The sequence below is a fragment of the Acidovorax sp. GW821-FHT11A03 genome (assembly GCF_058809075.1).
Genome location: NZ_JBXASG010000001.1, coordinates 669,599 through 695,692 on the forward strand (window position 1 = coordinate 669,599; position 26,094 = coordinate 695,692).

The following is a 26,094-nucleotide window of genomic DNA, read 5'->3' on the forward strand; positions in this document are numbered from 1 at the left end:
AATGGCATGGGCATGGCGTTGGTCCCCGGCGCATGCCCCGGACACGGCACTTAAAGGTCCGGCGCCGCGTACACCAGCACCTTGAGGGCGCGTTCCGGGTCCAGGTCCGCAAATGCCGCCGGGTTGTCCACCCTCTCCACGAACGATAGCCCGGGCGCCAGCGCCTGCATCTGCTCCCGCAGGAATCCCTCGCCCAGCTCCGGCGCGTTCAGGCACAGCAGCGCGTGTCCGCCGGGCGCCAGCAGGTCCGGCAGGCGGCGCATGAGGCGGGCATAGTCCTTCGTGGCCACGAAGCTGCCCTTCTGGTAGCTCGGCGGGTCCACGATGACCAGGCCATACGGCCCGCTGCGGGTGATCTTGCCCCAGCTGCTGAAGATGTCGTGCGCCAGAAAACTCGCGCCCGTGGCGATGCCGTTGAGCTGGTGGTTCTGCTGGCCCACGGCGATGGCGCCATGGCTCATGTCCACGTTGACCACCTGCCGCGCGCCCGCCTGCAGCGCCACGACCGAGAACGCACAGGTGTAGGCAAAGAGGTTGAGCACCTTCAGGCCGTAGCGGTCCGCGCTGCGCGCGGCGGCAAAGTCGCGCACCCAGCGGCGGCCGCCGGCCATGTCCAGGAACAGGCCGTGGTTCTGCCCGCGCAGCACGTGCACGCGAAAACGTGCGCCGGCCTCGGTGACCGCATGCGGGTCGGGCACGGCGCCCGCCATGAGGCGGGTATCGCTGCGGCCCTCGGCGCGCAGCGCCTCGCCCCGGTGCTGGAACACCCAGTTCAGCGGCTGGCCATCCGGCGCGATCAGCGACCACCGCGCCTGCAGCGCGGCGCCAATGGCGTCGAGCGCTTCCTCGGTGGCCGGGGCAAAGCTGGTGAGTACAAAAACGGGCGGGTACACATCGAGCACCCATTGCTCGCAGCCCGGGTGCAGCCCGCCCCGGCCGTGGAAGATGCGCTGGGCATCGGTGGGCAGGGGCATCGCGGCGATGGCGTCGAGCAGGGCTTGCATGGAGAAAAAAGGCTTCAATGAACGGAAATCAGGAGAAAACGGCCGCATGCGCTGGTGCACTCATGCCGCACAGCTATTATTTCAATAGCAACCATGGATTATCGCCTGTGGCCCGGCGCGGGCGGGCTGCGGCCGGGTGGCTTGTGCACCCGCCGTGCCGGCCTGTCAGGCTTCTCCTGCGCTGTCGGCCCCGGGCGGGGCCTGCCGCGCCAGCCACTGCTTGCGCGAAGTGCGCAGCTTGAAGCGCTGGCGGTAGGCCCCCGGCGTCACCCCGCACACGCGGGCGAACACCTTGCGAAAGCTGCCCGTGTCGCTGTAGCCGCATTGTTGCGCCACATCTTCCACGGTCAGGTAGGTGGTCTGCAGCAACGCCTGCGCCTGGGCGATGCGCAGGCGGTGCAGGTAGTCCTGGGGGCTTTCGCCATGCACCTGGGCAAACCAGCGCAGCAAGGTGCGCGGACTGGTGGCAGCGGCGCGGGCCGTGGCCTGCAGGCTGTAGGGTTCGTTGCGGTGGGCCTGCAGCCAGCGCCGCGCCAGCTCCAGGGCGCCCGCGGCCAGCGGATGGCCGGTGGGGGTTTCCATGGCGGCGGTGGCCGTCAGCTGCCGCTCCCGGTCGAACAGCAGCGCGTGCATTGCCGCCTGCGCCAGTTCGGCGGCGGGCGTGTGGCCGAGCAGGTCCAGCACGGCTGGGAGGGTGTCCTGCAGGGATGCCGTGGTCCACAGGGCGCCATCGCGTTGCCAGGCCTGCTCCCGCTGCCACACCACGTCGGCAGGATGCGCCCCATCGGCGGCACCTGGCCCGCTCTCGCTGGACTGCAGCACGATGGACGGCGCGAACACCCACGGCAGCGCCGCCTTGCGCCCCGCCAGCAACCCACAGTGGGCCAGCAGGCTGGAGCCGTTGAACAGCGCCAGGGCCCTGCCGCCCCCGCGCAGGTGGCTGTGCAGCATGGCGCCGAAGTGCTGGCTGTAGCGGCTGCTGACCTCGCGCAACTGGGGCCCCGTGGGCACCAGCCAGCCGGGGATGACGACCACGTGCAGAGGGCCTTGCGAGCCATCGCCCCCTGCTGGCACGGGGGGCGGGGTGGCATCGCCCTCATGCGGCATCGGCAGCCAGAACCAGCGCAGCGCGGGCTGCGCGCCACCGGGCCGCATGGCGGCCAGCATGTTCATGGCACGCAGGGCGTCCACCACCGCGGTGGCCGTGCTGGCAATGCTGTCGCGCCCCCAGAGGATGCCCACATTCACGCAGGACGAAAGGACGGTGGTGCGGGTGGACATGGTGGCGATATTGCCACCATTCGTGGCCAGACCACCACCCCGTTGAGGTGTTACCGGGCAGTAGCATGGTTGCGCGACCACAGCACCCCGCCGGCGATGCGAACCGCCCGCGGGTCCAACACCCAGGAGACCTGAACCCATGCGACAGACCCCAGCCACCGCCGGCCAGACGACGGCATTGACCACCCTCGCCGCTGCCTGCGCCGCCCTTTTTCTGGCGGGTTGCGCCATCCAGCCCGGCGCGGCGGGCAGCGACCGCGGCGTGACCATCGAGCGCACCACCTACGGCATTCCGCACATCACCGCGCAGGACCCCGAATCGCTGGCCTACGGCGTGGCCTATGCCTATGCGCAGGACAACGTCTGCATGACGGCCGACCAGCTGGTGACCGCGCGCGGCCAGCGCAGCAGCACCTTCGGCGGCCAGGCCATCGGCCTGCTGGGGCGCCGCTACATTTCCAACGAACAGATCGACCTGTTCATGGCCGCCCACATGGACGACGCCGCGCTGGAGCGCCACTGGGCGGCCACGAGCCCTCAGGTGCAGGCCATGGCGCGCGGCTACGTGGCGGGCTACAACCGCTACCTGACCGACAACGCCGCCGCGCTGCCCGATGCCTGCCGCGGCAAGCCCTGGGTGCAGCCCATGACGCTGGCGCAGTACCGCCGCATGGCCGAAGTGGTGGCCGTGCAGGCCGGCATCGCCGCGCTGGCCGACGGCATGCTGGGCGCCCAGCCGCCCGCCGCCAAGGCCGCGCAGGCCCCCGCCCCTGGCGTGGAGCTGGCCGACGCCGCCCAGGCGCTGCGCGAGGTGGGCCTGCTCGACTCGCCCCTGGGCTCCAACGCCTGGGCTTTTGGCAAGGACGTGACGGCCAACGGCAGCGGCATGCTGCTGGGCAATCCGCACTTTCCGTGGAGCGGCCCCAACCGCTTCTATGAAATGCACCTCACCATCCCCGGCCAGATGGATGTGATGGGCGTGGGCATCGGCACCTACCCCATGGTCTCCATCGGCTTCAACAAAGATGTAGCCTGGTCGCACACGGTGTCCACCGGCAAGCGTTTCACCTTCTACGAAGTGACGCTGGCCGAGGGCGACCCCACGACCTACCTGGTGGACGGCAAGCCGGAGAAGATGACGGCCCGCAAGGTCAGCGCCCAGGTTCCCGGCCCGGACGGCAAGCTCCAGGCGCGCGAGCACACCGTGTGGTCCACCCGCTGGGGCCCGCTGGTGGTGGTGCCCCGCGCCGGCCTGACCTGGAACGCCAGGACCGCCTACGCGCTGCGCGACGCCAACACCGGCAACACCCGCATGATGGACGCGGCCCTGGCCTTTGCGCGCGCCCGCTCGGTGCAGGACCTTCACAAGGCGCACGCCAACCTGGGCCTGCCCTGGGTGAACACCCTGGCGGCCGACCGCAGCGGACAGGCCATGTACGCCGACGTGAGCGTGGTGCCGGACATGGACGCCGCGCAGCTCGCGCGCTGCGCCCCCAGCCAGCCCGCCGCCGCGCTGCGGGCCGCCGCAGGCCTGGTGGTGCTGAACGGATCGCGCGCCGACTGCGACTGGCACCGCGACAGCGCATCGCCCGTCCCGGGCCTGATCCCCATCGGCCGCATGCCCGTGGCCTTCCGCACGGACTGGGTGCACAACAGCAACGACAGCTTTGTCTACACCCACCCGGGGCAGAAGTTCGACGGCATCTCGCCCATGGTGGGCGACGCCAGCCTCACGCGGCCCCGCACGCGCGCCGGCCTCGCGGAAATCCCCGAGATGCTCGGCCGCGGCAAGGTCACGCTGCAGGCCATCCAGGACCAGCTGTTCCAGAACCGCAACTTCATGGCCCAGGTGGTGGTGCCCGACCTGCTGGCCGCCTGCGACAAGGCGCCCTCGGCAGAGTCGCGCGGCGGCTGCGCCGCCCTGAAGGGCTGGGACCGCCGCAACAACCTGGACGCGCGCGGCGCCCATGTGTTCCGCGAGTTCTGGCGCACCGCGCGCAACATCCCCGGCGTGCACCGCGTGCCGTTCGATCCGGCACAACCCGTGGCCACGCCCGCCGGCCTGAAGATGGACGACGCCGCCACCGCCGCCAAGGTGTGGGAAGCCCTGGACGGCGCCGTGAAGACCGTCCGCGCGAGCGGCTTTGCGCTGGACGCCACCCTGGGCAGCGTGCAGCGCCCGGACATCACCGAAGAGCCCATCGCGCTGCATGGCGGCGAGGAGTTCGAAGGCGTGCTCAACAACCTGGGCCGCCAGGAACCCGCGCCGCTCAATGCGCGTGGCCTGCGCATCGACTACGGCACCAGCTACGTGCAGACGGTGACCTTCGACGCCAAAGGCCCGGTGGCCCAGGCCATCCTGACCTACGGCCAGTCCACCAACCCGGCATCGCCACACGCCAACGACCAGATGCGCCTGTTCTCGGCCAAGCAGTGGCACACCCTGCCCTTCCACCGCGAGGACGTGGTGAAGGCGCGCATCGGCGAGCCGCTGCGGCTGGTGAGGCACTGAGCCTGTTCGAGGTTTTCTAGAAGTCGCGCAAGCGCCTGGCCGCAATGGGATGCCAGGCGCGGCGCGCCGCCCCGATAGCCCGCACCGAGCCCGCCGACAGCCCGGCTACGGGCAAGCGCCGCAACGCCGCAGGCCACCCGGCAAAAGGCGCTTGCCCGGAGGCTGGAATGACCTCGGGCGATTGCACGCCAATGCGATCCCCGAAAAGACCTGGAACGGGTTCCGAGGGCCGCCGGCTCCGTAAATGCCATTACAGTCATTGCCGGAGCCCACTGCCGGGCCTGCGCACTCTTGATTGAAAGGAATTGCATGCTGTCCATCCTCGGAACCATCATCGTCGGCTTCATCGTCGGGCTGATCGCGCGCGCCGTGAAGCCCGGCGACGACAAGCTGGGCTTGATCATGACCACCGTGCTGGGCGTTGCCGGGTCGCTGGCGGCAAGCTATGTGGGCAGCGCCATGGGCTGGTACGCACCCGGCGCGCCCGCCGGATGGATCGCGTCGGTGGCCGGTGCCATCGTGCTGCTGGTGATCTACGGGCTGGTCAAGAAGAAGGCCTAGCCACCGCGCCCGCTGGTGCACCGGCTTGAAGAAAATCGGCCTCCAGCGCCCATGGATAAAGCGCAAGCAGCTATCTAAACAGTAGCAAATTGCTGCTGCAGCGCCACATGCTGCAGCAGCATGATCGTCTTGCCGTCCTGGATGGCGCCCCCGGCGATGCCCGCCAGGGCCTCGGCCAGCGGCATCTCGATGACCTCGATGTCCTCGCCCTCGTTCACCAGGCCGCCTCCGGCCCGCACGCGGTCCTGCGGCTCGTACTCGGCAATGAAGAAGTGCAGCTTCTCGGTGACCGAACCCGGGCTCATGTACGCCTCGAACACCTTGCGCGGCTGGCGCACGCGGTAGCCGGTTTCCTCCTGCGCCTCGCGGCGGATGCAGGTCTCGGGGTCGTCCCCGTCAAGCAGCCCGGCGCAGGCCTCGACCAGCAATCCGTCCGCGCACCCATTGAGGAAGGCCGGCAGCCGGAACTGGCGCGTGAGCACCACCGTGCCCCTGCGCGGGTCGAACAGCAGCAGCGCCGCGCCGTTGCCCCGGTCGTAGGCCTCGCGGCTCAGCGTCTGCCACTGGCCGTCGCGCCGGCGCAGCGAAAAACTGACCTTGCGCAGCACGTACCAGTTGTCGGACAGCAGTTGCACGTCCAGCAGCTTCACGTGCTCCGCGCGGGCATTGAGCTCGGCGATGGGCACGGCGGGCACCGGGCGGCTCATGCGGCATGCCCCCGGGCGCCAGCCTGGCGCCGGGGCAGCTCATCGACGTGGTGGAACACGGGCAGCCCGCGCGCCCGGGCCCGCGCCACGTCCATGTCCGCGCCGCGCGACGCGCCGGGCAGGCGCAGCACGGCATCGCAGCGCGCCAGCAGCCGCTCTGACACGGGGTACTGGTAGGCATGGAAGACGGCATCGCCCGGCTCGCGCCCGCCCGCCGCATGGATGATGGGCAATGCCAGCCACTCCCCCAGCAGGGGCAGATGGCCGCGCTCGTAGATCGGCAGCGCGGCCGCCTCCAGGCGGGCCCGGTTGGCGGCGATGCGGTCCGCGTCGCCGTCGGTGCCAGAGAGGTACGGGCCGGCGATCAGGACCAGCAGCGGAAAGTCGGTGTCGGAAGGGGCGGGCATGGTGTTGCAATATTCAATACGTGCAATATCATGCACAAACATGCAAATTCACGCAACCCACCCATGCTGACCACACAACGCAAGAAACTCCTGCTCGACCGCCTTCGGCGGGACGGACAGATCGTGGCCAAGGCTTTCAGCGAAGAGCTGGGCATTTCGGAAGACACCGTGCGGCGCGACCTGCGCGAACTGGCCGCCGAGGGCCTGCTGCAGCGCGTGCATGGCGGCGCCCTGCCCGCCTCGGCCGCCGTGGGCAGCCTGCGGGCGCGTGAACAGCTGGCCCCTGAAGACAAACGCGCCCTGGGCCGTGCCGGGGCGGCCCTGGTGCGGCCCGGCCAGGTGGTGATCCTCGACGGGGGCACCACCTCGCTGCAGGTGGTGTTGCACCTGCCGCTGCACCTGCGCGCCACCGTGGTCACGCACAGCCCCGCCGTGGCCGTGGCATTGGCTGGACACCTGCAGATCGAGGTACTGGTGCTGGGCGGCCGGCTGTTCCGCCATTCGATGGTGAACGTGGGCGCCAGCGTGGTCGAGGCCGCCGCGCAGCTGCGCGCGGACCTGTATCTGATGGGCGTGACCGGCGTGCATGCCGAAGCGGGCCTGACCACGGGCGATTTCGAGGAGGCCGCCGTGAAACGCGCCCTGCACCAGCGCGCGGCCGAGACGGTGGTGCTGGCATCCGCCGACAAGCTGGGCGCGGCATCGCCCTTCACGATTGCGCCCCTCGGCGAACTGGCGGCCCTGGTGGTGCCCGCGTCCACGCCCGCCGCACTGCGCAAGAAGCTGCAGGCGGGCGGCGTCACGGTGACCACCGCAGCCGCCGCCTGATCTGATCAGCCCAAGGGCCCCGCGCCCAGGCGCAGGTGCGCCACCAGCGCCTGGGCAAAACCCGACAGCACCGCCCCCTTGCGCACACAGATCTGCAGGTCGCGCTGAGCCCAGGGCTCGTCCATCTCGACCACCACCGGCGGCTCGCTCAGCCCCGCCACCTGCAAGGCCGCGCCGCGCGGCACCAGCCCGATGCCCACGCCCGCCCCGACCATGCGGCACACCGCCTCGAAGCTGCGCACCTGGATGCGCACGTCCAGGTGCCGGCCCAGTTCGGCGGCGGCATTCATCGTGAAGGTGTGGATGGCCGAGCCCGCGTGCAGCATGACAAACGCGTGGTCGAGCACCTCGGCGAACCCCACCTTCGCCCGCCCGGCCAGCACATGGCCCGCCGGCACGATGAGCACCAGGCGGTCCTGCCGGTACGGGGCCAGCTCCACCCCCGCGCCCGAGCCGCTGTCGGCCAGCACGCCCACCTCGATCTCGCCGCTGGCCACCGCCACCACGATGTCCGCGCTGGTGCGCTCCTCCAGGCTCACGCTCAGCTGCGGATGCCGCTTCAGGAAACCCGCCAGGTCGTCGGGCAGGAAGGTGTGCGTGGCATGCGTGTTGGCCCACAGGCTCACGTGGCCGCGGATGCCAGTGGCAAACGGCGAGAGGTTGGCATGCATCTGCTCGATGCTGGCCAGCACCTGGCGGGCATTGCGCAGCAGCGCCTCGCCCGCACGGGTGAGCACGAGGCCCCGGGTCTGGCGCTCGAAGAGCGCGGTGTTCAGCGCCTCCTCCAGGCGCCGCAGCCGGTGGCTGGCCGACGACGGCGCCAGGCAGGCGCGCGCGGCGCCGCGCGTGAGGTTGCGCTCTTCGGCAATGGCGACAAAAAGGCGCAGATCGATCAGGTCATAGGTCAATGGAGGCCCCTTGGCATTCGTCCACAACGAACGAACGGTTGCGGCAATAACAATTGTGCCCGCCGCGCCCGGCAGGCACCATCGGGCGCATCGATCTTTCTGGGCCCGCCTTTGAGCCTGCATGGCGTTCGCTTTTTTTACATGCCCTGACCGCTTGCAGCGCGCCCTTTCCACCCCCGCGCCCCCACCCTCTGCCCGCATCCCATGCCCTGGAAACACTGGTCCGCCGAACGCCTCGGCCTCATCCTCGCCATCCTGGCCGCGCTGGGCTTCTCCTTCAAAGCCATCTTCGTGAAGCTGGCCTATGCCGTGCCCCAGGCCGTCCCTGTGGATTCCGTCACCCTGCTGTGCCTGCGCATGGCGTTTTCCGTGCCCGTGTTCGCCTGGGTGGGCTGGCGCGCCAGCCGCAACCTGGCCCCGCTCACCCGGCGCGACTGGCTGCTGGTGATCGCGCTGGGCCTGCTGGGCTACTACGGCGCGAGCATCCTCGACTTCATCGGCCTGCAGTACATCACCGCCAGCCTGGAGCGGCTGATCCTGTTCACCTACCCCACGCTCACCATCCTGATCGGCGTGCTGTTCATGGGCAAGCGGGCATCCCGGCGCGAGATGGGGGCGCTGCTGCTGTCCTACGCGGGCATCGGCCTGGCCTTCGCGCACGACTTGCACATTGTGGGCGACACGCACGCCGTGCTCATCGGCGCGGGCTTCGTGTTCGGCTCGGCCGTGTCGTACGCGTTCTACCAGGCGGGCAGCGAGCCCGCCATCCGGCGCCTGGGCGCGGCACGCTTCACTGCGCTGGCGATGCTGGTCTCCACGGTCGCCACGCTGGCGCATTTCATCGTGTCCCAGCCCGCGGGCTCCCTGGTGCAGCCTGCCCCGGTCTACCTGCACGCGCTGGGCATGGCCATTTTCTCGACCGTGCTGCCGGTATTCATGACCTCGGCGGCCATCCGCCGCATCGGCGCAGCCCAAACCGCGCTGGTGGGCACGCTGGGCCCCATCCTCACGATCTTCTTCGGTTGCTGGCTGCTGGACGAGCCCTTGTCGTGGCCACAGATGGCCGGCGCGGGGCTGGTGCTGGCGGGGGTGTTGTTGATCGGCCAGCGGGGCGCCCGGATGGTGCCGCTGCCACCTCAGGGCATTCCTTCACACCCGACTGCACAGCCGAGCGCCAAGTCGGTCTGAGTCCATGCAGCGGTGGGCAGGTTCGGGCTACGGAATCAGCGCAAGCCCGGCCGTGTCAGCTTCTTGGCTAACCCCACCCGCGAAATCCCCAAACGCCGCGCCGCCTCGCTGCACGCATCGCCCGACGCGTCGATGGAGCCCTTGGACGAAACCGCCCCACCCCGCCCGGGCGAGTTCCAGTCCGACCTGTGCGCGGCCATCGAACACGAGGCGCGACGCGCCGAAGCCTTGGGCGTGCGGGTAGTGCGGATGCGGTTTGGGGTGGTGCTGGGGCACGGTGGTGGCGCATATCCGATGCAAGCGCTGGCCGCACGCCTGGGCCTGGGCGCCGTGCTGGGGCATGGTCGGCAGCCTGCTCCGTGGATTTATCTGGCGGATGCGGTGGGCCTGGTGCGGTTTGCGATGGCGCACCAAACTCTGCAAGGCAACATCAATGCCGTGGCGCCTGATGCGGTGACGCAGGCCACGTTTGCGCAGGCTTTGGCTGCATCGTTTGGCCGGCGCGCCTGGCTGCACATGCCGGGACTGCCTTTGCGGTCCCTACTGGGGGAAATGTCGACCCTGTTGCTGGACGGGGCAGAACGCTGTGCCGCGTGCCGCGCCTGCGCAGGGATGCCGGTTTGAGCACCCGCGGCTGAGCGGTGCGCTGGCAGACCTTGCGCTGGCTGATGCGGCGCGAACGGGTTTGGCTCGCGCGGAAAATTAGTCAAAATAGGTCATGGCGCATATTGGTAAAGCGCCAATAGCTATAAATTCAGTAGCAACTACGATTCGCTATGTCAGCTGTGCAGCTAGGCCGTGTGATAACGCGCGGAGAACTTGCCCGGCAGCAGCGCTACTCCGGCCCACAGTGGCTTACTCGGATTGGTTGGGCCTGCGATTCGTCTGAGGGGTCTTTGAGGTGCCTTCGGACGGCCGATTCCCGCTTACAGCGACCATTTCGGGCTCCTAGCACCCGAAAGGCGCATTGCCTTCATTGTGTTTTCGAAGCCCAGGATGCTGAGGACGCGTTTGAAGTTGTACGCCAACACGCTCAGGCTCATTTCGGTGGACACATTCTCGATGCCTCGGGTCAGGAAGTGCGTCCAGCCCATCCAGTGCTTGAGGGTGCCGAAGACATGCTCGACGGTGCTTTTGCGCACCGTCATGGCGTGAGGCATCCGGTCCAACCGTTGCTGAACCCTGTCCATGACCTCCTCGTGTTCCCATCGCCTGATGCGCCGGTACTGGCTCGTTGTGCATTGCGCTTTCATGGCGCAGGTGGGGCAGGCGCTGGACCAGTAGATGCTGATCTGCAATCCAGCTTCTTCTCGGTTGAAGCGGCGGATCGCTCGCTGGCCTGCTGGACATTGGTACTCATCGTCGCGAGCGACATAAATGAAGTCGGTTTTATCGAACCGGCCTTCGAATCTGGCATTGGATGTCATGGGCTTGGGAACCAGCGCGGCAACGCCGGCATCCTCGCAAGCCTTGAGTGCAGGGCCGCTGTAGTAGCCGCGGTCGGCGATAGCCTTCAATCGCCGCTTGCCCATCGCATCGCGTGCCGCCAGGGCTATCGGGCTGAGCTGCGCCCGGTCACTGCCGTTGTTCGTGACCTCGTGGGCAACGATGAGATGGTTCTTGGTGTCTACCGCGGCTTGCACGTTGTAGCCCACCATGGCCGTGCCCTTGGCGCTGTAGGTGGTCATGGCGCAGGCCTTGCAGGCGTTGGCGCATCTTTTGGATCTTGCCTTGCAGCCGCTCGGTCTTGGCCTGCATTTCCACAGGCTGCGTCCGGTCTGCCGTCTCCAAGGCATCGAGGTAACGTTGGATGCTCTCCTCCAGCTCGCGTTCTCGGCGCTCGATCTTGCCGGGCGTGAAGTTGCGCTCCCGGTTATTGACGGCCTTGAACTTGCTGCCGTCGATGGCCACGACGGAATCAGTGAACAGCTTCAATTCGCGGCACAGCACCACGAAGCGCCGGCAGACGTTACGGATGCCCTTGCCGTTGTCGCGCCGGAAGTCCGCAATCGTCTTGAAGTCGGGAGCGAGTCGGCCGGTCAGCCACATCAGTTCCACGTTGCGCTGGCACTCACGCTCCAGCCGACGACTGGACTGGATGCGGTTTAGGTAGCCGTAGAGGTACAGCTTCAGGAGCACTGCAGGATGGTACGAGGGCCTGCCGGTTGCAGCCGGTGTTGCACCATGGAACCCCAGGGCCACCAGGTCCAACTCGTTGATGAAGGCATCAACGATTCGAACCGTGTTGTCCTGTGCAATGAAGTCATCCAGGCTCTCTGGCAGCAATGTGACCTGATGCCGGTTATCTCCCTCGATGTATCTGGGCATATTGATCTCGATGTTCAATATGTCGCCAGACATTACTGGCGCACGCGGCAGCCCGCGAGAGGGTTTTCACACAGCCTCCAGCGGCTGCGGTCGTTCGTTGCAGGGGGTGGGAACGGCAGCTGTTGATGGCGGCTCTTCGTGCAACCCGATCAAGCACCCCAACGCGCCTGATCAGCCCCGCCTCCGTGCTGTCCTAAGTCCTGAGACACCAGGGACATTCTCGCGGGCGCTGCTGGGTACCGGCCTTTCGGCAGCGGTCATCGCTGCTGGCGTATTGACAGGGGCGCCGATGCCGACTTCGAGTCCCTGACCGGTGAACCCTGCATCAGCAGTGTATGAACTGACCCGCTGCGTGGCAGTGCTCCGACTGACACAGCAGATCTTTTAAGTTCTTTTGCGCTTGATCCTGAAAGTCACCGACTATCGCCTCTCAGCTGTGACGCGACACAGTTTTGCCCCGCCGCGCCTGCGCCGTCATTGTTCGCGATGGAACTACAGGTTTGTCCAACTCCGAAGTCCAACGCGAACTGAGTAAAAAGTTGCGCGGCTGCGATTTTTTCTTGCCCTACCTTCACCAGAGAAGTGGCAAGAGGCCCAAATTCATAAAGCAACATGCACTTACAAATTGCTTTGTGCATCTTGTTCGTTTGCCCGCCCCCCTCGGTAGAGTGCCATATTGCGGAGATGTGATTGGGCTTTGGCGTCTGAACAATGTGGGGGCACTGGGCAGCCCTCAAGCAAAGAGGGCGACCTTGGAGCATTTTCAGCCAAAAATATCCAAGCAACATCAAAATCATAATATTGATTATATTGCGAGGAGGCTTAATGCTTATTAAGTGTTTGGTTGTATTTTTTGCGACTTGCGCGCACTTTTCCATATTTGCCCAGATTGCTCCCATGCAGGCTGCGTCGCAACCACAATCTTCGCCATATCAGAGTCAAGGTGCTACCACCTCGCAAATTTTCCGCAATTTCACAAGATCCGCATCATACAAATCCTTTCCAGGTGAGCCTAATGGAGTAGAGTACTGTCGATTTGATCTATGTGCACCCACCAAAGAGGCGCTGTGCCCGATATTAAATAACAGATTGGGAGCAATTCCAGGTGGATGGTATATTGATGTCAACCCCGCTCCGCCGCAATATTGCTGCTTTAGTGCAGCTTACGGGGTTACATGGTGGTGCTTTGGAGAAGTGCCAAAATATCAGTGCCCAGAAAATTCAAAACTTATAAATAACGCAGATTGCGAATGCGTAGATGGTTTTGAAAGGGACGAAACAGTACCATACAACCCAACCGACTCTAGCAATCATGACAGGGTCTGCAAAATAAAAACGCCCCCTCCCGATCTGCCCCCAGATGTGCCGCCAGATTCGGGTCCGGGTGGTAGTCCTCCTGAGTCCAACCCACCAGGGACCGATCCTCCGCCTGCAGATGAGCCTGATTTGGGGTCGCGGTGCTCCAAAGACGGCATGTACGGAGGGAATCCCATTGTATTTCCCCTTGCCAAGAAAATTCAGACCGAGACGGACTATATAGACATCCGCAACGGCGCACTAACATTTAATCGCTACTACGATAGCGCATTGGTCTCGAGTGCGCCGCCCTACGGTGTACAGCCGGTGGATGCGGTTGCAGGTTTGTGGCGGCACAGCTTTCAAACGAATCTTCAAATAAAAGGGCAGTACGCATTCGTAATGCTGCCAAACGGGCAGTTAAGATCTTTCCAGATAACAACTGGTGCGAGTTTCTGGCCAAGTCTAGATACACCCCAAGATGGCATTCATTTAAGCGCAAATGAGCGTATTTATCGCCGAGCAAATGAAGGTGATGCATGGCACTTCAGAAGCGATGGGCTTGTCAAAGCTTACTACAAACGAAATGGAATCTGGCAAAGCTACGAATATGATGGTTTTAATAGATTAATTTCTGTTAAAAATAAATTTAATCAACAAATTTCGTTTTCCTATGACACATCTGGAAGGCTGAGCTCTCTCGCCGTGCCTGACGGACAGAATGTTTTTTACACATACGATATTCAAAATCGACTTTCGTCTGTTTCGTACCCCGGCAATTTCACTAGAGGCTATCTTTACGAAGTAGCGGCGCTCCCACACCTGCTTACAGGCATATTGGACGAAAATGCAAATCGCTTTGCGACATTTAACTACGACAGTTTTGGGCGAGCAACTAGCACGCAACATAGTGGTGGCGTAAATAGTTATGGTGCCACGTACACGTTCGCAGCCGATGGGAGCGTCAATTCTGTGTTGGTAGCGGATCCACTTGGCGCAACTCGCAGCTACACCTACGGCAAGCAAAATGGGAAATTCATCGTGGCCGCTGGCTCAAAGCCATCTGCTCATGGTCAAGCAGATGCATACAGCCGCACTCAGAGCGCATTAGGTTTGTTGGAGTCAAGAACTGACTTTCTCGGCACCAACACCACCTACGCCTGGGACACGAATCGCCGACTGCCCCTGTCCGTCACCCAGGCCGCAGGCAAACCCGAAGAGCGCACCACCAACACCACCTGGCATGCCCAGTGGCGCCTGCCCCTCACCGTCACAGAAGCCGGCCGAACCACCACCTACACCTACGACAGCGCGGGCAACCGCCTGAGCCAGACCATCACAGACACTGGGGCCGACAGCACCGCCCGCACCACTAGTTGGACCTACCACCCCTCGGGCTTGGTCGCCACCGAGACCGCAGCGAATGGCGGCGTGACCAGCTACCAATACGACAGCGCAGGCAACCTCACCAGCACCACCAACGCCCTGGGTCACACCGACACGTACACTCATGACGCCGCGGGTCGTGTGCTCACCCGCACGGCCCCCACGGGCCTGGTGACCACCTACACCTACGACGCGCGGGGCCGCGTGCTCACCGCCCTCACAGGAGGACAAACTACCACCTTCTCCTACCGCCCCAGTGGCCAGATCGCCACCGCCACGCTGCCCAGCGGCCACGTTTTTACCTACACCTACGACGCAGCCCAGCGCATCACAGGCTGGAGCGACAACCGCGGCAACTCCGGCATCTACACCCTGGATGCCATGGGCAACCGCACGCAGGAAGACGTGCGCAATGCCCAGGGCCAGCTCGCATGGAGCCTGGCGCGCGGCATGAACCCTCTCAACCGCGTGGTCAGCACCACCGTTGGCGGCCAGCAGACCACCACTTACGGCTACGACGCCAACGGCGAGGCCAACCGCACCACCAACGGCATCAACCAGAGCACCCAGCTCGGCTTGGACGCGCTGCGCCGCATCAAGACCATCACCAACGCAGAAAACGCCACCGCATCCCTGAGCTACAACGCCCTGGACGCCACCACCCAGGCCACAGACTTCAAAGGCGTAGCCACCACCTACACCCGCGACGCCCTGGGCAACGCCACCAGTGAGACCAGCCCCGACACCGGCACAGAAACCACCCAGTACGACGCCCTGGGCCTGCCCGCCACCGTAACAGACGCCCTGGGCCAGGCCACCACCATTGAGCGTGACCTGCTCGGCCGGCCGACCTTGATCACGTATGCCGATGGCCGCACCACCACCCTGCGCTACGACCTCACGCCCACCAGCAAAGGCCACCTCAGCGAGATCGTTGACGCCAGCGGCACCACCACTTACCAGCGTGATGGCCACGGTCGCGTCACCAGCAAGACCCAGACACTGATCAACGGCGACACCCGCAGCGTCAGCTACGGCTACAACGCCCAGGGCCTGCTCGCCAGCACCACCTACCCCGGTGACCAAGTCCTGCAAAACATCTACGACACTACCGGCCAACTCACCGGCCTCACCTGGGCTGGCCAGCCCCTGGTCAGCGGCATCACCTGGAACCCCCTGGGCCAGCCCACCGGCTGGAACTGGAACCTGCCCGGCGCTGCCAGCGCCATCCCGGCCACCCGCAGCTACAACACCGCAGGCCAGCTCACCGCCACCGAGTTCAGCAGCTACCAGTACGACGCGGCAGGCCGCATCCACACCCTGAGCCAGAATCTCTGGCAACCGGCCAGCGCCAACCCGCAAGACAGCACCATCACCCAGGCCACCAGCACCTGGACCGTGCAGTACAGCCCCGCAGGCCGCATCATTGGCTTTACCCGCGCCACAGGCAGCGGCAACCCTGCTGACAGCGCCACCTTCCAGTACGACGCCAACGGCAACCGCACCGCCAGCACCCGCGACGCAGCAGGCACCACCACCAGCCGCAGCTACGGCGGAGACGCCAGCCACAACCGGCTGCTAGGCTTCAGCCAGACCACCACGCAAGGCACCAACACCTCTACCGCCAACGTCACCTACCAGTACAACAATGCAGGTGATTTGCTGGGCGACGGCCTGATCAGCTACCAGTACGACAGCGAAGGGCGCATGGAGAGCGCCACCACGGGCCAAGGAACAGACGCCCCCACCACCAAATATGCCCACAACGGCCTTGGCCAGCGCGTGTTCAAGACAGAGCCGCTGTACAGCAGCGCCGCTGCCAAACCCGCCAGCACCAAGACCCTGGCCAACCTGTTGGCCGACGACGATGATGAAGGCCAGGAACAGCTAGGGTTCATCGAGCAACTGAAGAACTTCTGGAACAAGCTCTGGAGCCCTAATACCAGCGACGCAGAGAAACTGGGCTTCAGCTACGTGTACGCAGAAGACGGCAGCCTGCTGGGCGAATACGGCTCGGGCGGCAGCAACAGCTCGGGCACGGCGCAATACCTGTACCTGCCCACTGCTTCAGGCCCCATGCCCATTGCTGCGGTGATCAAAGGTCAAACCTATGCCATCCACAGCGACCACCTGAACACGCCTAGAAAGCTCACGCAGGCCGATGGGCAAGCTGCGTGGCAGTGGGCTTACAGCGCGTTTGGGGATGAGCAGCCCACAATTGCGTCGAAGAGGTTTACCAGCGAGACAACAAACCCGACGACGGGCGCAACGAGCATTCCGGAAGTCACGTTCAACCTGCGGTATCCGGGGCAATACTATGACCAAGAGACAAAGCTGCACTACAACTACTTCCGCAGCTATGACAGCAGGACGGGGCGGTATACGCAGGGGGATCCGATTGGGTTGGATGGGGGGTGGAATCGGTTTAACTATGCCGACGGCGAGCCGATAAATTGGAGCGATCCAGAAGGATTGGCCGCAGAGCATACTAGTGGTGCACGACCAAGCACTTTAGGCAAGCATCAAAAAGGCCAAGCGCGCAAGGGAAAGGATGCCGGAGGAGAAAAGGGAGACAAAAGTAGACGACCTCCTAGCCAAAGACCGCCAGGTCATAAAGGCCCCTGGCCTGTCATACCGGGCATATTGCCATTAGTTTGCCCCTTGTGTGAGGTGGCGGAGCCGCCTCCAATACCAGGGCCTGAACTCTGTTGATGATATCCAACATGAATACTAAGAAAGACCGCAAACCAGATGACTCATATGAACGTGCTTTAAAGGCCGCAAGGAGTAAGAATCCGGATTTGAGTTTTGTTAGATTATTGCTAGAAAATGCACGCCGAGACGGAGATCATCGTGCTACCTATGCATTGGCAACTTGGCATCTCTTTGGGCACGGCGGCTGCCCCCGCGATCCGATTAAAGCAACCCAGCTGCTCAAAATTGCGGCGAAGGCGGATATAGCTTTAGCACACTTTGATCTTGCAGTTAGTTACGAGACCGGCGTGGGGTTACGAAAAAATGCACGTGCAGCCTACAGGCATTTCCTGGCAGCCGCCCTGAATGGAGATAATGATTCATATGCGGAGGTTGGTCGCTGCCTGTACTATGGAATTGGGATTGATCGTGATCGTCAGACCGCCGAAGTCTGGTTTCGCCGTGCGGATGTCTTGGGTGTGCTTGTGCGTTAGCTACTGCCGCCAAGTGAAAACCACACGTAGGAAGAGATAGCCCAATCGTTGTGCGAAAACGGTTTGCAGCTTAGTCGCCCTGGATAATTTTTTCCAGGTGAGATTGCTTTCAAAAAAATTGGGGCGATGGGCTGCAGAAAAAACGACTAAGGGTCAGGTCTTGCATCTTGCACCCTGAGCAGCGAGCAAGACCCCCATAGCTACTAAACAGGAAAAAGCCACCCGCCACCCCTGCCAGCCGCTAAAGCTGTGGGGTTCCGGGTGGCTTTCTCTTTAGCCGCTGGGTGGTTGCGCGCTACGTCTTTTTGCGCGGCCCTGACTTGAGCGCCTTTGCCGCCTTGGCGCTCCCCTTGGGCTTGTCGTGCTCCAGCGGCAAGAACCCGATAGGCCGCTTGCATGGTGGCGGCTCTGCAGGAGTCACCTTGTGGGCCAGCTCGCGCAGCGCCTCAAACACCTGGCGCAATTGCAGCCGGGTATTGCGGCTAAAGGTATCGTGGCTCAGCTCCAGGCTCTCCGTACTCATCTCCAGCTCAGCCAGCCGCTTGAATTACCCCCTACCGCAAACATGCTAGCCGCGTTGAGTCTTGAATCCGTAGGGTCGTTCGGCGGTGATGTTCAATGACTGCTACCGAAAAGAGCAGCCTTTCGTCGAAAGCGGGATGAGCGGCTGCTGTCAGCCTTGAACGGTCAATGAGCCAGCTCTCTATAGGGTTCCAATATAGAGCACGCCTTTGCCCGCCTGTTGGCCTGCCTCCAACGCGGCGCAGCACCTCTCCTACGGCAAATTCTCCCGAAATATCACCTGACTCCGCATCGTCTCCACCCCACTCGTCGGCTCCCGCCCATCCCTTAAATTCGCAAAAATCCGCACGCAGTTCATCACCGCGCCCTGCGGGTTCTGCGTGATCACCGCATCCATCGTCCCGTCGATGAGCAGCGCCCGCGTATCCGGCGTGAGCCCATGGCCGATGAACACGATCTTGCGGTCGGCCCCGGCCTCCTTCAGCGCACGGCCGATGCCTTCGGCCCCGCCACCGATGTTGTAGATGCCTGCCAGGTCGTCGTGCTGCTCCAGCAGCGCGCGGGCCTGGCGGTAGTTGCGTTCGGCGTCGTCCTGGCCTTCGCGCACGCCCACCACCTGCACCAGGGGGAACTGCTCTTCGAACAGGTGCAAAAAGCCCGCCTCGCGCTCCTCGTGGGCGCGGTAGCGCAGTGATCCAACAATCATCGCCACATGCGCCTTGCGGCTGTGAGCCAGCGGGCCCATGAAGCGGGCGATCAGGTAGGCGGCGGTGCGGCCTGCGGCGCGGTTGTCCAGGCCCACATAGGCCACGCGGCGCGAGTTGGACAAGTCCGAGATCAGCGTGACCGTGGGCACGCCCTGCTCTGCCAGCTGGGCCACGGCCTCGCGCACCACGGGGTGTTCCAGCGCCATGAAGGCGATGCCGTCGCAGCGCTTGCCGTAGTGCAGCAGCGCTTTGGCCAGCGCGTCGGGGTTGAAGCTTTCGATGTACGCCGCCTGGCAGCGCACGTTGAACGGTGCCCAGTGATCTTGCGCGTAGCCGATCACGTCGCCCAGCATTTGCAGAAAGCGGTTGCTGCCCTCGGGGATCAGCACCATCAGGCGCAGGGGCTGGGGCTGCAGCGCCGCGTGCAGCTCCGCCTGCGGTAGGTAGCCCAGGGTGGCTGCGGCCTGCAGCACCCGCTGCGCGGTGGCGTTGCGCACGCCCGACCGCTGGTTCAGCACCCTATCGACCGTGGCGGTGGAGACGCCGGACAGTTGGGCGATGTCGGGGATGCGCGGGCTGCGGGGACTGCTTGGGTGGGGCGGGGTTTGGGCCATGTGCAATTCAATCAAAAACCATCATCTAGTTTGCTGGTATTTGATGGATTCCGCGGATAGTATCACTGGGCGTTCGGTGCTGAAAGGCATCAGAAACAATCAGTACAAACCCTAGGTTGTGACGGTTGGCACCCTGCCAGACCGATCATGCAGGAGACAAAGACATGCCTGGTATTTCCGCTCACGTTCGCCTGCGTCCACAGGTCAAGCCGCCAGTGTTTGGCCGCGCCAGCACCCGCTGACTGACGCGCACCGCTGCCCCGCTCATGACGTACGAGTTCGACTTTGCCAGCGTGCTGGCCAACTGGCCCCAGTTTCTGGAAGGGGCCTGGATGACCATCCTGCTGTCCTTCCCGGCCACGGTGATCGGTTTTGTGGGCGGCACGCTGCTGGCCATTGGCCGGCGCAGCGACCAGCGCTGGCTGGTGCGGGCCTGCGGTGCGTATGTAGAAGTGCTGCGCAACACGCCGCTGCTGGTGCAGGTGTTTCTGGTGTTCTTTGGCCTGGCCAGCCTGGGCTTCAAGGTGTCGGGGTTTGCTGCGGCGCTGCTGACGCTGGTGATCAACGTGGCGGCCTATACCTGCGAAATCATGCGGGCGGGCATGGATTCGATCCACAAGGGCCAGATCGAGGCGGCCGAGTGTCTGGGCCTTACGCGCCGGCAGGTGTACTGGCATGTGGTGCTGCGCCCGGCGATGGAGAAGGTGTACCCCGCGCTCACCAGCCAGTTCGTGCTGCTGATGCTGGCCTCGTCCATCACCTCGCAGATCTCGGTGGAAGAACTCACCGCCGTGGCGGCGCGGGTGCAGTCCGAGACCTTCCGCCCGTTTGAGGCTTACATCCTGGTGGCGGTGGCTTACCTGGCGTTGTCGCTGCTGATGCGGCTGGGGCTGTGGGTGTTCGGGCAGATCGTGTTCACGCGCCAACGCAAATTGGGGAGCGCCAAATGATTGACGGTGGACTGAACTCGTATCACCTGCAGTACCTGATGTGGGGCGCGCTGTGGACCATCGGCCTGTCGCTGATTGCGTTTGTGGGCGGTGGCCTGGCCGGGGGCGTGATTGCGCTGTGCCGCGTCAGCCCGATCAAGGCGGTGCGCTGGGCGACGATTGCGTGGATTCAGATCATCCAGGGCACGCCGCTGCTGGTGGTGCTGTTCCTGTGCTACTTCGGCCTGTCCATTGCGGGCTTGGAGCTGCCCGCCATCGTGGCGGCCAGCATCGCGATGATTGTTTACGTCAGCGCCTACCTGGGCGAGATCTGGCGCGGGTGCATCGAGTCGGTGCCGCGCACGCAGTGGGAGGCGGCCGAATGCCTGGCCCTGTCGCGCACCCAGCGCATGCGCATGGTGGTGCTGCCGCAGGCGGTGCGCATTGCCACGCCGCCCACGGTGGGCTTCATGGTGCAGATCGTGAAGAACACTTCGCTGGCGTCCATCGTGGGGTTCATCGAGCTGGTGCGTGCGGGGCAGCTCATCAACAACTCCATCTTTCAGCCTTTTACCGTGTACCTGCTGATCGCCATCGTCTACTTTGCGATGTGCTACCCGCTGTCGGTGTGGAGCCGCAAGCTGGAGCAGCGCCAGCAGTTTGGAAACAACCGTGGCACAGCCACCCCCTCTGTGACCACCGCATGAAACGAGAAGACACCATGAACCTCGCCCGAGACGCTGCCGCGCAACCCTTCCAGCCGGCGGCCTCGCCTGCGCAGCCCGTCGTTGAACTGAAGGACGTGCACAAGAGCTTTGGCAGCAACCAGGTGCTCAAGGGCGTGTCGTTTGCCATTCCCCGGGGCCAGGTGGTGGCCATCATCGGCAAGAGCGGCTCGGGCAAGAGCACGGCGCTGCGCTGCATCGACCGGCTGGAGATCATCGACAGCGGCACCATCAACGTCTGCGGCCACGCGGTGCACGACCCCGCCATCGACCTGCGCCAGCTGCGCCAGGACGTGGGCATCGTGTTCCAGAGCTACAACCTGTTCCCGCATCTGACGGTGGAGCAGAACATCACGCTGGCCCCCAAGGCCGTGAAGAGCCTGCCCACGGCCAAGGCGCGCGAGATTGCCGCCCGCACGCTGCAGCAGGTGGGCCTGGCGGACAAGGCGCAGGCCTACCCCGAGCAGCTCTCGGGCGGGCAGCAGCAGCGCGTGGCGATTGCCCGGTCGCTGGCGATGGAGCCGCAGGTGATGCTGTTCGACGAGGTGACCTCTGCGCTGGACCCGCAACTGACCGGCGAGGTGCTGCGCGTGATCGAAGCCCTGGCCCAGGGCGGCATGACCATGGTGCTGGTCACGCACGAGATGGAGTTCGCCGCCAGGGTGGCCGACACCATCATCTACATGCACGAGGGCAAGGTGTGGGAGACGGGCCCGGGCGACATGCTCAAGAACCCGCAGACCGCAGAGCTGCGCGACTTTCTTTCTCACGGGCTTTGAGTTTCAGCTTCAGCCCTGCCCCTTTCGATTCCGTACTCAAAAACCACCAGGAGACAACCACCATGACCGCTTCCCTCTTCTTCCGCCGCACCTTGCTGGCTGTGGGCGCCGCCGCTCTGTGCATGCCCGCCATGGCCGAGCTGGCCGACATCAAGTCCGCCGGCAAGCTGCGCGTGGGCATCGACTTTGGCGCGCCGTTCTACGGCTACGTGGACGACAAGATGAAGCCCGTGGGCTCGGACGTGGAAGCGGCCGAGTTGCTGGCCAAGGACATGGGCCTGACGCTGGAGATCGTGAACACGACGAACTCGGCACGCATCCCCAACCTGCTGTCCAACAAGGTGGACCTGATCATCTCGTCGCTGTCGATCACGCCCGAGCGCCAGAAGGCGGTGGACTTTTCCATCCCCTACGGCGCCATCCAGGCGGCAGTGGGCGCGCCCAAGAGCTTGAAGCTGACCAGCATCGAAGACCTGGCGGGCAAAACCGTGGCCGTGACGCGCGGTGGCCCGCAGGACAAGATCGTGACCGAGCGCGCACCGCAGGCCAAGGTGGTGCGGTTTGACGATGAATCCGCGTCCATCACCGCCGCCGCCACCGGCCAGGCCGACATCGTCGCAATCACGCCGCCGATCATTGCTGCCATCGCCAAGAAGAACCCGGCGCGCGATTTCGAGACCAAGTTCATCCTGCAGTCGTACCAACTGGGCGTGGCCATGCGCAAAGGCCAGCCCGAGCTGATGGCCGCCGTCAACGGCTGGATCAAGACCAACCTGGCCAACGGCAAGCTCAACGACATCCACGTGAAGTACGCGGGCGTGCCGATCCCCAAAGAAATCATCGACGGCGCCAAGTAAGCAAATAAGCCTGCAACCTGGGCGGCGCCTGATGGGCCCCGCCCGGCTGCGCCCTGCCCTGACGCATCACCACCAAAGGAAATTTTTATGAGCCGTCATTTCGGCGCCATCCGCCAACTTGGCTACGTGGTCCACGACATCGAAGCCGCCATGGACTACTGGAGCAAGACCCTGGGCGTGGGCCCCTGGTTCTACAACCCCAAGGTTCCGATCAAGAACTACGTTTACAAAGACGAATCGTACGAGCCGCACAACTCGGTGGCTCTGGCCAACTCGGGCTATGTGCAGGTCGAGCTGATCCAGACGCGCAACGACGTGCCGTCGATGTACCGCGACTTTCTGCAGGCCGGGCGCACCGGGCTGCAGCACGTGGCGTACTGGACGAGCGACTACGACGCCGACCTGGCGCGGCTGACGGCCCAGGGCTTCAAGACGGTGATGAGCGGCGAGGTGGGCGAAAAGGGCCGCTTTGTCTACTTCGACACCGAGTACCACCCGGGCACGGTGATCGAGCTGTCGGAAGTGGCGGGCCCCAAGGGCCGCATGTTCGACCTGATCCGTGCGGAGTCGGAAACCTGGGACGGCACGACGGACCCGGTGCGGCCGTTCCCGGATCTCTCCAAGATCTGATGAAGGCTTGAAGAGGGTCTGAATTTTAAGCCAAATTGGCCTCTAGCGCTTGTCCCATAAGCGCTAGCAGCTATCAAAACAGTAGTATCACCTTGACCATGTCCCCAGACCGCTTTGAAGCCACCTACCTGATCGAAACCCCGCTGGACCCCGCCCATGTGGCCGAAGTGCTGGCGGGCGAACAATCGTGTGGCACCTTCACCCGGGTGGAGGGCGAGACCGACGCGCTGCGCGAACGCGCCCGCGCCACGGTCGAATCGGTCGAGCTGCTGGACGTGGCGCCCGCCCCTTCGCTGCCCAACGGCTGGATGCAGCGGCGCGGCATGTTCGACACGCCGCAGACCTGGCAGCGGGCCCGGCTGCGCGTGAGCTTTCCGTGCGACAACATTGGCCCCAACCTGCCGACGCTGGCCGCCACGGTGTCAGGCAATCTGTACGACCTGGGTGAGGTCACCGGCCTGCGCCTGGAGTCGATGAAGCTGCCCAGTGCCTACCGCTCGCAGTTCGACATGCCCCGCCACGGCATCGCCGGCACCCGCGCACTGACCGGTGTGCAGGGCCGCCCGCTGATCGGCACCATCATCAAACCCAACGTGGGCTTGTCGGCCGAAGAAACCGGCGACCTGGCCGGCCGCCTGTGCGCCGCCGGGGTGGACTTCATCAAGGACGACGAAGTCTGCGCCAACCCGGTTCACGCGCCGCTGGCCGACCGCGTCAAGGCCGTGATGCGCCGGGTGCGCGCCCACCAGGACAAGACCGGCAAGCCGGTGATGGTGGCCTTCAACATCACCGACGAGACCGACGCCATGCGCCGCCACGCCGACCTGATCGCCGCTGAAGGCGGCAGCTGCATCATGGTCAGCCTGAACTGGTGTGGCTACTCGGCCGTGCAAACCCTGCGCCGCCACAGCCCGCTGGCGCTGCACGGCCACCGCAATGGCTACGGCGCGCTGTCGCGCCACCCTCTGCTGGGCTTTTCATTCAACGCCTGGCAGACACTGTGGCGCCTGGCGGGCGTGGACCACATGCATGTGCACGGCTTGCAGGGCAAGTTCTCGCAGACCGACGAAGAAGTGATCGAGTCGGCCCACGACACGCTGGCCCCGCTGTGTGATGGGCTGGACGACCGCGTGTTGCCCGCCTTCTCCAACGGCCAGTGGGCCGGCACCGTGCCCGCCACGTGGGACAGCATCCAGTCCAACGACCTGCTGTTCATGTCCGGCGGCGGCATCCTGGCCCACCCCGATGGCCCCGCTGCGGGCGTGGCCAGCCTGCAGCAGGCCTGGGACGCGGTGCAAAAGGGCGAGACCCTGGCCCAGCGCGCCAGCCAGGCCTCCGAGCTGCGCCGTGCAATCGAATTCTTCGGCAAGAAATAAACGATGACGACGACGGCCCCTCTGTACGGCTGGTACGGCGACGACTTCACAGGCGCCACCGACACGCTGGCCGTGCTGGCCCAGGCCGGCCAGCGCTCCATGCTGTTCATGGGCGTACCCAGCGCAGAGGCCCTGGACGCTGCCGGGCCGCTGGATGCGGTGGGCATTGCTGGTGCCGCGCGCGCCACGCCTCCAGAGGCCATGCGGGCCGAGATGTCTGCCGTAGGCCGCTTCTTTGAAAAGCTGGCGCCGCCGGTGCTGCACTACAAGGTGTGCTCCACCTTCGACAGCGCCCCGCATGTCGGCAACATCGCTTGCGGCATTCAGACCCTGCACCCGTTCGTGAGCAACCGCTGGGTGCCCATCGTGGGCGGGCAGCCCAGCCTGGGGCGCTACTGCGCGTTCAGCAACCTGTTCGCTGCCGCGGGCACGGGCGGCGCCGTGCACCGCATTGACCGCCACCCCACCATGCGCCAGCACCCGGTCACGCCCATGGGCGAGGCCGATCTTCGGCTCCACCTGGCGCGCCAAGGGCTGGAGGACATCACCGCCCTGCACTACCCGCTGTACGACGCCACCACCGACACCCTGGACGCCGCCCTGCAGGCCCTGCTGGCGCATGGCGCAGCGTCCCACGCCATGGCGCCCACCTTGCTGGACCTGACCATGCCCGGCCAGTTGGCCACCGTGGGCCGCCTGCTGTGGCAGCAGTCCCAACACGCCCGGTTGCTGGCCGTGGGTTCCAGCGCCGTGGCCCAGGCGCTAGTCGCCCACTGGGGCAAGCCGGCGTCCACGGCCGCTGCACCGCTGCCACCCGCCGACGGGCCGGTGTTGGCCTGGGCGGGCAGCTTGTCCCCCCTGACCGCCGCGCAGGTGCAGGCCGCCACCGCATACCACCGCATCGCAGTGGACGCCCAACGGCTGTGCAGCGACACGGCCTACGCGCAGGGTCTGCAGGACAACCTCTGCGCGGGGCTGCACAGCGGGCTGAACGTGCTGGCCTTCACCGGCCCCACGGACGGCGCGCCGCTGGCCGCTGCGGCCTCGTCCACCGACGTCGCCCAGGCCAGCGCCGATCTGATCGCCCGCGTGGTGCAAGCCCGCGCAGAGCGGGGCGCGCCACTGCGCCGCATCGGCATCGCCGGCGGTGACACGTCCAGCCACGCAGTCCAGGCGCTGCAGTTGTGGGGGCTGTCGTACAAGACCACGGTCTGCCCCGGGGTCACGCTGAGCAGCGCACACAGCGCAGACCCGTCACGCCACGGGCTCGAGTTGATGCTCAAGGGCGGACAGATGGGGGGAGCGGATCTGTTCGAAAGGCTGCTCGGCACTGCCTGACGGAGACATCCAGGCGATAAAAA

General features: G+C 64.9%; 21 protein-coding genes and 2 pseudogenes. 15 read left to right on the forward strand and 8 right to left on the reverse strand.

Annotation, left to right across the window (positions count from 1 at the left end; genetic code table 11):
- Window positions 1-50: 50 nt before the first annotated feature.
- Window positions 51-1,004 carry a class I SAM-dependent methyltransferase gene (locus AC1RVY_RS03070; RefSeq protein WP_492805247.1) on the reverse strand — a complete coding sequence of 318 codons (954 nt, stop codon included), beginning with the start codon at window positions 1,002-1,004 and terminating at the stop codon, window positions 51-53.
- 165 nt (window positions 1,005-1,169) lie between these two features.
- Window positions 1,170-2,285, reverse strand: a complete 1,116-nt coding sequence (locus AC1RVY_RS03075; protein WP_492805249.1) for a helix-turn-helix domain-containing protein — start codon at window positions 2,283-2,285, stop codon at window positions 1,170-1,172.
- A 139-nt stretch (window positions 2,286-2,424) separates the two neighbouring features.
- Between AC1RVY_RS03075 and AC1RVY_RS03080 the strand changes: the two genes are divergently transcribed.
- Entirely contained in the window at window positions 2,425-4,797 is a 2,373-nt protein-coding gene (locus AC1RVY_RS03080; protein ID WP_492805251.1) for a penicillin acylase family protein, read from the forward strand.
- 309 nt (window positions 4,798-5,106) lie between these two features.
- Window positions 5,107-5,358 (forward strand): GlsB/YeaQ/YmgE family stress response membrane protein, encoded by a 252-nt coding sequence (locus AC1RVY_RS03085; protein WP_218338630.1) that lies wholly within the window; start codon window positions 5,107-5,109, stop codon window positions 5,356-5,358.
- 74 nt (window positions 5,359-5,432) lie between these two features.
- Here the strand turns inward: AC1RVY_RS03085 and AC1RVY_RS03090 are convergent, their stop codons facing one another.
- Window positions 5,433-6,065: an NUDIX domain-containing protein gene (locus AC1RVY_RS03090; protein ID WP_218338631.1), complete on the reverse strand. Its 633-nt coding sequence runs from the start codon at window positions 6,063-6,065 to the stop codon at window positions 5,433-5,435.
- Complete coding sequence (locus AC1RVY_RS03095) at window positions 6,062-6,472, reverse strand: DUF4406 domain-containing protein (protein ID WP_492805254.1); 411 nt, start codon at window positions 6,470-6,472, stop codon at window positions 6,062-6,064. Before AC1RVY_RS03095 ends, AC1RVY_RS03090 begins: the two co-directional genes overlap by 4 nt.
- A 63-nt stretch (window positions 6,473-6,535) precedes the next feature.
- Between AC1RVY_RS03095 and AC1RVY_RS03100 the strand changes: the two genes are divergently transcribed.
- The gene (locus AC1RVY_RS03100) at window positions 6,536-7,300 is read left to right on the forward strand and encodes a DeoR/GlpR family DNA-binding transcription regulator (protein WP_492805256.1); all 765 of its coding nucleotides are present in this window, start codon (window positions 6,536-6,538) and stop codon (window positions 7,298-7,300) included.
- A gap of 5 nt (window positions 7,301-7,305) precedes the next feature.
- On the opposite strand, the gene AC1RVY_RS03105 is transcribed toward AC1RVY_RS03100, so the two are convergent.
- Entirely contained in the window at window positions 7,306-8,208 is a 903-nt protein-coding gene (locus AC1RVY_RS03105) for a LysR family transcriptional regulator (RefSeq protein WP_218295085.1), read from the reverse strand.
- A 204-nt stretch (window positions 8,209-8,412) separates the two neighbouring features.
- On the opposite strand from AC1RVY_RS03105, the gene AC1RVY_RS03110 reads away from it, so the two are divergent.
- Window positions 8,413-9,396, forward strand: a complete 984-nt coding sequence (locus AC1RVY_RS03110; RefSeq protein WP_369642416.1) for a DMT family transporter — start codon at window positions 8,413-8,415, stop codon at window positions 9,394-9,396.
- Between the two features lie 141 nt (window positions 9,397-9,537).
- Window positions 9,538-10,020 (forward strand): hypothetical protein, encoded by a 483-nt coding sequence (locus tag AC1RVY_RS03115; protein ID WP_492805257.1) that lies wholly within the window; start codon window positions 9,538-9,540, stop codon window positions 10,018-10,020.
- Between the two features lie 302 nt (window positions 10,021-10,322).
- Here the strand turns inward: AC1RVY_RS03115 and AC1RVY_RS03120 are convergent.
- Window positions 10,323-11,724: pseudogene (locus tag AC1RVY_RS03120) on the reverse strand (IS1182 family transposase).
- 1,698 nt (window positions 11,725-13,422) lie between these two features.
- Between AC1RVY_RS03120 and AC1RVY_RS03125 the strand changes: the two are divergent.
- The 3 genes and pseudogenes from AC1RVY_RS03125 to AC1RVY_RS03135 form a co-directional block, all read left to right on the forward strand.
- A pseudogene (locus AC1RVY_RS03125) lies at window positions 13,423-13,791 on the forward strand (hypothetical protein); the annotation flags it as partial.
- A 345-nt stretch (window positions 13,792-14,136) separates the two neighbouring features.
- Window positions 14,137-17,118 carry an RHS repeat-associated core domain-containing protein gene (locus AC1RVY_RS03130; RefSeq protein ID WP_492805373.1) on the forward strand — a complete coding sequence of 994 codons (2,982 nt, stop codon included), beginning with the start codon at window positions 14,137-14,139 and terminating at the stop codon, window positions 17,116-17,118.
- Between the two features lie 11 nt (window positions 17,119-17,129).
- A complete protein-coding gene (locus tag AC1RVY_RS03135; protein WP_492805258.1) occupies window positions 17,130-17,594 on the forward strand; it encodes a tetratricopeptide repeat protein in 465 nt (154 codons plus the stop codon).
- A gap of 295 nt (window positions 17,595-17,889) precedes the next feature.
- Here the strand turns inward: AC1RVY_RS03135 and AC1RVY_RS03140 are convergent, their stop codons facing one another.
- Both AC1RVY_RS03140 and AC1RVY_RS03145 read right to left on the reverse strand, forming a co-directional pair.
- On the reverse strand, window positions 17,890-18,117 hold the full coding sequence (locus AC1RVY_RS03140) for a hypothetical protein (protein WP_492805259.1): 228 nt from the start codon (window positions 18,115-18,117) through the stop codon (window positions 17,890-17,892).
- A 252-nt stretch (window positions 18,118-18,369) separates the two neighbouring features.
- Entirely contained in the window at window positions 18,370-19,437 is a 1,068-nt protein-coding gene (locus AC1RVY_RS03145; protein WP_492805260.1) for a LacI family DNA-binding transcriptional regulator, read from the reverse strand.
- A gap of 266 nt (window positions 19,438-19,703) precedes the next feature.
- Here AC1RVY_RS03145 and AC1RVY_RS03150 point away from each other — a divergent pair, with 266 nt between their 5' ends.
- The 7 genes from AC1RVY_RS03150 (at window position 19,704) to AC1RVY_RS03180 (ending at window position 26,071) form a co-directional block, all read left to right on the forward strand.
- Window positions 19,704-20,387 carry an amino acid ABC transporter permease gene (locus AC1RVY_RS03150; protein WP_492805261.1) on the forward strand — a complete coding sequence of 228 codons (684 nt, stop codon included), beginning with the start codon at window positions 19,704-19,706 and terminating at the stop codon, window positions 20,385-20,387.
- A complete protein-coding gene (locus AC1RVY_RS03155) occupies window positions 20,384-21,073 on the forward strand; it encodes an amino acid ABC transporter permease (protein WP_492805263.1) in 690 nt (229 codons plus the stop codon). The genes AC1RVY_RS03150 and AC1RVY_RS03155 overlap by 4 nt, the downstream gene beginning before the upstream one ends.
- A gap of 14 nt (window positions 21,074-21,087) precedes the next feature.
- A complete protein-coding gene (locus tag AC1RVY_RS03160) occupies window positions 21,088-21,870 on the forward strand; it encodes an amino acid ABC transporter ATP-binding protein (protein WP_492805264.1) in 783 nt (260 codons plus the stop codon).
- Between the two features lie 62 nt (window positions 21,871-21,932).
- Window positions 21,933-22,727: a transporter substrate-binding domain-containing protein gene (locus tag AC1RVY_RS03165; RefSeq protein WP_492805265.1), complete on the forward strand. Its 795-nt coding sequence runs from the start codon at window positions 21,933-21,935 to the stop codon at window positions 22,725-22,727.
- Between the two features lie 87 nt (window positions 22,728-22,814).
- Window positions 22,815-23,357: a VOC family protein gene (locus tag AC1RVY_RS03170; RefSeq protein ID WP_492805267.1), complete on the forward strand. Its 543-nt coding sequence runs from the start codon at window positions 22,815-22,817 to the stop codon at window positions 23,355-23,357.
- Window positions 23,358-23,455: 98 nt separating this feature from the next.
- Entirely contained in the window at window positions 23,456-24,733 is a 1,278-nt protein-coding gene (locus AC1RVY_RS03175) for a ribulose-bisphosphate carboxylase large subunit family protein (protein ID WP_492805374.1), read from the forward strand.
- Window positions 24,734-24,736: 3 nt separating this feature from the next.
- Window positions 24,737-26,071, forward strand: a complete 1,335-nt coding sequence (locus AC1RVY_RS03180; RefSeq protein WP_492805268.1) for a four-carbon acid sugar kinase family protein — start codon at window positions 24,737-24,739, stop codon at window positions 26,069-26,071.
- Window positions 26,072-26,094 lie beyond the last annotated feature (23 nt).